The organism is Domibacillus sp. 8LH (genome assembly GCF_038806185.1).
In the GTDB taxonomy this organism is placed as follows: Bacteria; Bacillota; Bacilli; order Bacillales; family Domibacillaceae; genus Domibacillus; species Domibacillus indicus_A.
In genome coordinates this window covers 1-266 of the sequence record NZ_JAVJNG010000168.1, presented here as the reverse complement: position 1 = coordinate 266, position 266 = coordinate 1, and the positions used below count along the sequence as shown (strand labels likewise).

General features: G+C 42.1%; 1 pseudogene. It reads left to right on the top strand.

Going from position 1 to position 266, the window contains the following annotated elements:
* Nucleotides 1-266, top strand: a pseudogene (locus RG959_RS24280) (thymidine kinase); the annotation flags it as partial.

The following is a 266-nucleotide window of genomic DNA, read 5'->3' as shown; positions in this document are numbered from 1 at the left end:
CTCGTCATGTAAAAAGATCGAATGAAATGTTGCAATATGTGGACAAGCGAGTGGATATTATTGGGATAGATAAAGTACAGTTCTTTGATGAAAATGTTGTGGAAGTAGTAGAAGAGCTTGCTAATCAAGGAATTCGGGTGGTTGTAGCTGGATTGGACACGGATTTCCGTGGTGAACCATTTGGCCCAATGCCGAAGTTAATGGCATTAAGCGAATCGGTTACCAAATTAAACGCAATTTGCCCGGTTTGTGGATCACCTGCAAGC